Raw genomic sequence first — 7,587 nt, 5'->3', positions numbered from 1 at the left:
AAGCAGCATTGGAACACGATCAACCTTGACGGTACCGTACCCGATAGGCTCTTACGCCAATGGATACTGGATTCTTATAAGCTGGTGGTGGCGGGGCTGCCGAAGAGTCTAAGGTTTAAGGTTTGAGGTTCAATGGTTCAGCCCAGATTGAACCACGGAGTGGTTAAATTTGAATAGCGCCGGCTGAAAGCCGGTGTTGAAAACGATGTTCTTTTTGACAACCACGTTAGTGGTTGAATTTTCATAACAAATATTTTTCATCGTAAGGAATTCCGTGTTCATTTAATAATCCGATCAATTCCTCTTTAAATGTCTTTTTTCGATGATGTTCTTCCTGATTTTTTACATATTCTATAAGGTTATCTTTTGCTTCTATTGAATAGGTAAATCCTCCATAACCATCCTGCCATCCGATAAAATGCGGGAATAAATGATGTTCCTTAATAAAACCAGAACTTGCAACTTTTATATCCCTCACAAGATCTGATAGTGCAATAGTAGGATGTATATGAGTTATTATATGTATATGATCACGTACACCACCAATTCGGTATAAATGGCATTTCTTTTCGTTGAGTATTCCGAAAATATATTGGAAAAGTGTTTTTCTGTTTTCATCAAGTAAGATTTTCTCATGGTCTTTTGTACCAAAAACAATTTGGTAAAGAATTTGAGTAAATGTATTCATATGATTAAAAATTTAGAATTAACGTTTTTACAGAATCAAATAAACTAAAACCTTATTAAAAATCATTGGCGCCCGGCAATGGTATTCACATTCAACCACTCCGTGGTTAGGAGTATTGGTATTCCAAAAATGCCTTAAAACACCGGCTTTCAGCCGGCGCTATTAACATTCAACCACTCCGTGGTTCAAGTTATTTCAAAATATTGGCTTAATATGACAGCGTCTGAAAAATACAAATTAAGCGTAGTCCGCAGACTACGCTTAGTATAAGAATAACTTAACAAATAATCACTTGGAAAAATAAAGACTTTTAAACCATTTCACAGTCCAAAAGGGTATGAACGCTTTACCTATTTCCTGTTTTTTAATTTTTCCTTTTGCAACTAGCCTTAAACCATCAGTTAATGGTCTATATAGCAAGGCATAAATTAAAATACCAATACCAAAATAAAGGTAATACCCAAGAAAAGCCACCCAAATAAGAACAGCCAAGGGAAGCAAGATGACAACATAATAAATGAAAAGGTTTTTCATAATGATTTCATTTTTCTAAAGATTTTTAATTCCACATACAACAGCGAAAGCTGCTGCTGTTGCAGGAATATATGCTGATTGAATAGAAAGTGCTCCGTGATTAGTATATACATCATTAATGCATTCAAGAGTGTTCTTGCCCCATCCTTCGATTTCACCCGCATTCTTCAGTAATTCCGGATTATTACTGTAAGCCGTTACTGTTTGATCCTCCACATTTAATTTTAGCTTAATCACATCATCGCTATCAAGACTATAATAACTAATTTCAAGTTCAGTTTCTGAAATCCTTTCTAATTGAACTTCCAATGCCCCGATAATCTTATTATTGTATTCAAAATAACTAATACCAAAATTAGAATTGTCATTAGGATCAAAATTCTCTTCATTTGCTACAATGGCAAAACCAGCCTCCCCTTGCACGGAAGCAATTGTCAAACTATCATAGTTAAAAGTAATGGTCTCATTATTTGTTGTTTTAACAGGTAATCTTGTTCCAAGATTTTTGAAATTCCAATCAAATAATTCAGTTTTATACGCATTCCCATCAACTGTTTGAAATAAAAACGGTCCATTGACTATTATGGGTTCAGTTTGAGGTAAATTTTCTTTGCTACATGCTAAACAAAGAATAACATTAATGCAGATAACTTACTAATAAGTTTCATTTTTATTAGATTTAGGGTGTACTTACTCATTCGCTTTTCAGTATCCGCGACTTGCATTTTTTGAGTGGGTTGTCAGTATCTGTCCCACATTACGCATATGGGTTGCCATCCCTATCAAGCTACAATAACTTTTTTAATATACCTTTTCAGTATTTTTAAATAAAAACAATTTTTACAAAAACCAGATTTCTGAATATTTATGCATGTAGAATTGATATATAAATATATACCAAGAAATTATTAAAGTCAAGTTTTTTGAAAATATTTTTTTATTGTTCTAAATTCTTTGTTGGGGAATTCTTCACTGTTATTCTCTACAAAAAGTCTGAAACGAATTGTGTCATCCGTATAAGCTACATCGATGCGATATCCTCACCCCCTCTCCCAGTCTCCCCTCTCTCTTCTCCCTACTCCCTACTCCCTACTCCCTACTCTTTTTACTATCTTTGCCAAAACTCCTGACCATGAAAAGACTGTTCCGTTATTTCCTCCAGGGGCTGCTGCTGGTGGCACCCACTGCACTTACCATATTCATTGTGTACTGGGTATTCGACCTTATCGACGGTCCAATCCGTACCCTTATTGCCAACGCATTTCACATCCGCATACCGGGTGTGGGGTTGCTTTGCACATTCCTGATCGTTGCCTTTGTGGGATGGATCGGACAGTGGTTTCTTTTTAAACCTTTCGGCCAGTTCATCGACCGTATTTTTGAGCGGATTCCCATCCTCAAAATGATCTACACATCGGTGAACGATTTCATAAACGCCTTTGTGGGCGAAAAGAAGAAATTCACCAAGCCGGTAATTGTGAAAGTAAGCATGGTTTCGGAACTTGAAAAAATAGGTTTTATAACTTCCGAGGATCTTGCTGACCTTGGTGCCGAAGGCAAGGTAGCCGTTCTTTTTCCGCATTCCTATAACTGGTCGGGTGAAATGTTCATTGTCCCGAAGGCCAATGTACGTCCCTTGAACCTCCCCCCTTCGGAAGTGATGAAATTTGCCTTAACGGGTGGTGTGACAAGAGTATAGTTCTCAATTCAAATTATTTGTTACCTTCGTATTTCGTCTGAGGATATAAAACAGTATTCATGTATTTCTCGCGCCGGGTACCTGTCCTTTTGCTAGTATTCATCACTATGGCATTTCGTGCCTTTGCAGTTCCTGCAGGGGACGATCAGGCTGTTACAACCCGGATGATCCACGAGCTTGTAAAAGCTAACGATTCATCGAAAATCGATTTGCTTCTTAAAATCAGCGATGACCTGCTGAAGACAAATCCTGCCGATGCCTATCAGTATGCGCGTGACGCGGCCGACCTGGCCGAAAAGATCCGTGATGCCCGCAGGGTTGGATTATCAAGCCTGGCACTGGGCGATTATTACCGGGTTACCGATGAATATGACAAGGCTATGGATTCCTACCTCAAAGCGCTTAAGGAATTCCAGAACCGTAAAGACACCCTTAACATTGCGCTGTGCTTTAACCAGATCGGCATGGTGCATATGCTTACAAACAATTTCAGGGAGGCTTATTCATGTTATCACAGGGCTGTGAACCTGAATAAGGAGGTTGGCGGTTACAGGCAGGTTGCCGTGAATTATATGAACATGGGCCTGAATTGCCTGAAAGTTGACAGCGTGGACAAGGGTTTGTCCTATTTCCTTGTATCAATGGTTCTGGCTGACAGCCTAGATATGAAGCCGGAAAAGATCATCCTGATGAAAAACATCGGGTATGCGTATGCCATGCTTGGAAAAAACCAGGACGCTCTTGAGCATTATTACAAAGTGCTCGAATTGCTGGGCGATCAGCCGGATGATCTTACCCGTTCTGAGGCACAGCTGAATATTGCGAGAGGTTATTTCGAGTTAAAGAATTATGCCGCCGCCATCAAATACGGTGAAATGAGCTATAAGCTGTCGTCCGCGAAAAATTTTGACCATATCAGTCGCGATGCTGCCGGCCTCCTGGCTGACGTGTTTGCAGCCCGCAACGATTACAAACAGGCGTATGAATATGTAAAAATATACCGCAACCTGGCTGATTCAATTCTCAATGCGGACCGCAACCAGGAGCTTTCTCGCATCCAGGCAATTTATAACGTGGATCAGAAAGAACAGGAAAATGTTTCTTTGCGGAAACAGTTTTTCCATACCGTGCAGGTGATGCGGATCCGCACCTTGCTGATCATCCTTATTACCATGCTTGTGCTGGTTCTGGCCGTTCTGCTTTACCTGGTGAACCGCATGAATAACAAGCATGTGGCCCTGAATAAAAAGCTGGCGGCACAAAGCCATGAAATGGAAGCGCTGAACGACATGAAGGATAAGTTTTTCTCTTTCGTGGCGCATAACCTCAAGAATCCGTTTAATACAATCATGGGATTCTCGGAACTCATGCACAGGGCAGCGGATTCAAACGACATTGTAAAGGCCCGTGAGTATTCGGTACTGATTTATGATCTTTCCACGCAGGTTCAGAAGGTGCTTTCGAATCTTCTTGAATGGTCGCGACTGCAGCGCCGCACATTTGAAGTGAAGCCGGAAATGGTTGATATTACCGGTCTGATAAAAGACGTCGTTGAAATGAACACCCGTGAAGCAGCCCGGAAAGATATCAACCTGGGCATGAAAAGCGACGGAAATATTTTTGTGATTGCCGACCGTTCGATGATCACCACCGTGTTGCAGAACCTGGTGATGAATGCCATACACTTTACGCCTCCTTCGGGAAAAATTGAGATCAGTTGCCGGATGAAGAACCAGTTCACGGAAGTAAGCATAATGGATACCGGGATTGGAATGACAAGGGATAAGCTTGACACCCTTTTCGATTTCGATTATTCACAGGCAAAACTGGGGTTGTCGGATCACGGCGGATCGGGGCTTGGCCTTATTATCTGCCATGAGATGCTTGTTAAAAACGGAGGAACGATCAGGGCCATCAGCGATCCCGGAAAAGGCAGCACATTTATTTTCACGTTACCGGTTGCAGTAAGGCATGACCAGGGACCAGAAATATTTGATCCTGTTGAGAGTACACCCGAAGAAGTTGCCGAGAACCTGCTGCTGTCGGAAACCACTGTAAACGATGCTTTTATCCGTGACATGAAGAATACCGTCATTCCGCAGTACGAGGAAGTGAGCCGGGTTCTGTCGATTGAGGAACTGCAGCATTTTTCGAAAATTCTGATACACACCGGTGAAAAATACAATAACCTGGCGCTTGCCGGTTATGGAAAATCGCTTCAATCACTCACTCTTGGCCACCAGATCGACCAGATCATCCGCATTCTGCCAAGGTTCAGGGAGTATCTGAAGAAGATCAGGGTGGTGTAAATCACTAGCCCCGTGCCTGAAGGGAATCCGCTTCGGCAAGCTCAGCGACCGGGATTGTATTGTTTTAGAAGCATGCCTTCGACAAGCTCAGTCATGCTATTGTATTCAGCATCCATTATCCGGAATCCAGCATCTGGCATCCAGTATCCAGCATCTGGTATCGAATAGTTAATATCTTTTTCCAATTTCGGAAAATCCGATTATTCAAACCTTTATATTTGTCACAGGTACATGCTTGCCGACATATCTCATAAGAAATCCGAAGTTCTCATTGTTGATGATATTCCCAGCAATCTGAATTTTCTGAGCGAGGTGCTCCACCTTGAAGGGATAAGTGTTTTGCTTGCCACCACCGGTGCCGATGCCATCGAAATCGCACGCTATAAGCATCCTGACCTCATATTGCTCGATATCGCCATGCCGATGATGGATGGATACGAGGTTTGTGAAAAGCTCAAAAACGATCCGGACATTGCCGATATTCCGGTCATATATCTCACGGCACGAACCGAGCCCGAGGACATTCTCAAAGGATTCCAGACAGGTGCCGTCGATTACATTCTCAAGCCTTTCAATGCCACAGAACTTATAGCCCGTGTAAAAACGCATCTTGAACTGCGGGCAAAAACCGAAGCGCTTAAAACGATCAATGTACGTTTGGAAGAACAGGTAAGGCAGAGGACTGCCGAAATTACGGAGGCCAACCGCAACCTTACTGATACCAACCGAAAGCTTGAACTGGCCTACCAGGAGCTTACCAACCTCGACAAGGCAAAAGATGAATTCATTCGGCACATCAACCATGAATTGCGCACGCCCCTGCAGGGAATTCACGGGTTTACGCTCATCCTTGAGGATATTGTTGAAAGTCCCGAACAGAAGGAATACCTCCAGGCCATCAATTCACTTGTAAAACGGCTTGTCAAGCTCAGTGAAATATCTCTGTTATTCACTGAAATAAAAGCAAAGAATTACAAGATCACGCTGAAGCCCATGTCGATTAAGAATTCAATAAACCAGATCCTTGAAGTATTCCGTGAAGAAAGACAGCGGATCAATGTACTTCATAATTTTCCCGACGAGAATTTCTTTATCAAGGCTGACCAGCGGCTGATGAATACATGCCTTGAACTGGTTGTTGACAATGCCCTGAAGTACACACCGGAGAACGGGAAAGTTACGATCCGCACTTTTCATGAAGAGACGCTTGCCGGTGTTGAAATCATGGATGAAGGGCCTGGGTTTACTTCAAAAGCCCTTGAAAGCCTTTATGAATTATTCACAGCCGATAACCTGCGCTACCATTCTCACGGTTTCGGTATAGGACTGGCCACTGCCAAGGTGATCCTGGATACGTTATCGGCTAAGCTCGATATTTCAAACCTTCCTGAAAAAGGCGCTGCCGTAAGGATGGTTTTTGAAGTTTGACTTCCCTGTCGTTCATGTAATTTTGACTGCCACTGGTGGAATAAAAAAATCACGAACCGGTCTGATTTTTATTTTTGCGGGGTATGACATAATCAATCATACCGTTTTTTATGACCCGCTTTCTGATAACCCTATTCCTGCTGATTCCCTTGTATGGTTGCCTCAGGGCTCAATCACAACCCGATGTGGCCCTGATGACCGACCAGGAAATAAGCGCCAGAGTGGCAGGATTAGGTAAGGCATATAAGCTGGATTCTGCTGCTCTGGCTGCTTTGGATAAAATTATAACCTACGACCGCGAGGTCTATTTAGGGAAAATATATAATATTACTTTCACCGATGTGCGTTTTACTGCCCCTCCTGCCCATAAAATGACATCGGTTGGCAAATCGCGGATCAGCCAGATCCTTTATGCCGACGGAAGAAGAGATGTGTTTATTGCACTGGATGACCGTACGGTAAAAGAAAAGGGCCTTGTTGATTCGTCGAAGATCATTGTAAAAAATCAAAAGGAGTGGATGAAGGTTATAGTTACCGAAGATCCGGCAACCGTAAATAATCTTGCCGAAATCGGCCCTTTAAAGGCATCCTACGAAGCTGATATGGGCAATGCCGATAATGACGATCTTATGAGGGGAGCTGGCGTTATTTTAAAGAAAAGGGCTGCCCTGATGAAAGCCCGTTATGTCCTCATCGAAACCAAATTCTTCAAAAAATCTTACGGCGAATTGCCAAGGGTGGAGGTTACGGCGAGAGCGTTTAATTAGTAGGGGTTTCACCCCGAACCCGACTTACTTTTTTTCTGCAGCAAAAAAAAGTAAGCAAAAAATGCCGCCGCTGCTGAAAAAATCGCTAAAAATTAATTCTCTTCGCTAAAAGAAAAGAACTCGTCCGCAGGAATCGGACTCAAACAGCTTTTCTTTCTTAAC

Annotated in this window: 7 protein-coding genes; 4 read left to right on the top strand and 3 right to left on the bottom strand. The window is 42.3% G+C overall.

What is annotated here, in order from left to right; translation table 11 throughout:
- Window positions 1-241 precede the first annotated feature (241 nt).
- The 3 genes from VK179_01225 to VK179_01215 all read right to left on the bottom strand — a co-directional run bounded on the left by VK179_01225 (window position 242) and on the right by VK179_01215 (window position 1,660).
- Entirely contained in the window at window positions 242-688 is a 447-nt protein-coding gene (locus tag VK179_01225; GenBank protein HLO57339.1) for a transposase, read from the bottom strand.
- Between the two features lie 288 nt (window positions 689-976).
- On the bottom strand, window positions 977-1,222 hold the full coding sequence (locus tag VK179_01220) for a hypothetical protein (GenBank protein HLO57338.1): 246 nt from the start codon (window positions 1,220-1,222) through the stop codon (window positions 977-979).
- 15 nt (window positions 1,223-1,237) lie between these two features.
- Entirely contained in the window at window positions 1,238-1,660 is a 423-nt protein-coding gene (locus VK179_01215) for a hypothetical protein (protein HLO57337.1), read from the bottom strand.
- Window positions 1,661-2,354: 694 nt separating this feature from the next.
- Here VK179_01215 and VK179_01210 point away from each other — a divergent pair.
- From VK179_01210 to VK179_01195, 4 genes are all read left to right on the top strand, one after another.
- Complete coding sequence (locus VK179_01210) at window positions 2,355-2,921, top strand: DUF502 domain-containing protein (protein ID HLO57336.1); 567 nt, start codon at window positions 2,355-2,357, stop codon at window positions 2,919-2,921.
- A gap of 59 nt (window positions 2,922-2,980) precedes the next feature.
- Window positions 2,981-5,230 (top strand): ATP-binding protein, encoded by a 2,250-nt coding sequence (locus tag VK179_01205; protein ID HLO57335.1) that lies wholly within the window; start codon window positions 2,981-2,983, stop codon window positions 5,228-5,230.
- A gap of 231 nt (window positions 5,231-5,461) precedes the next feature.
- Window positions 5,462-6,658, top strand: a complete 1,197-nt coding sequence (locus VK179_01200; GenBank protein ID HLO57334.1) for a hybrid sensor histidine kinase/response regulator — start codon at window positions 5,462-5,464, stop codon at window positions 6,656-6,658.
- A gap of 110 nt (window positions 6,659-6,768) precedes the next feature.
- Window positions 6,769-7,425, top strand: a complete 657-nt coding sequence (locus tag VK179_01195; GenBank protein ID HLO57333.1) for a hypothetical protein — start codon at window positions 6,769-6,771, stop codon at window positions 7,423-7,425.
- Window positions 7,426-7,587: the final 162 nt, after the last annotated feature.

Source organism: Bacteroidales bacterium (assembly GCA_035299085.1).
Lineage (GTDB): Bacteria > Bacteroidota > Bacteroidia > Bacteroidales > UBA10428 > UBA5072.
Note: the sequence above shows the minus strand (reverse complement) of the source record. Positions and strands in the feature narration are given on the sequence as shown.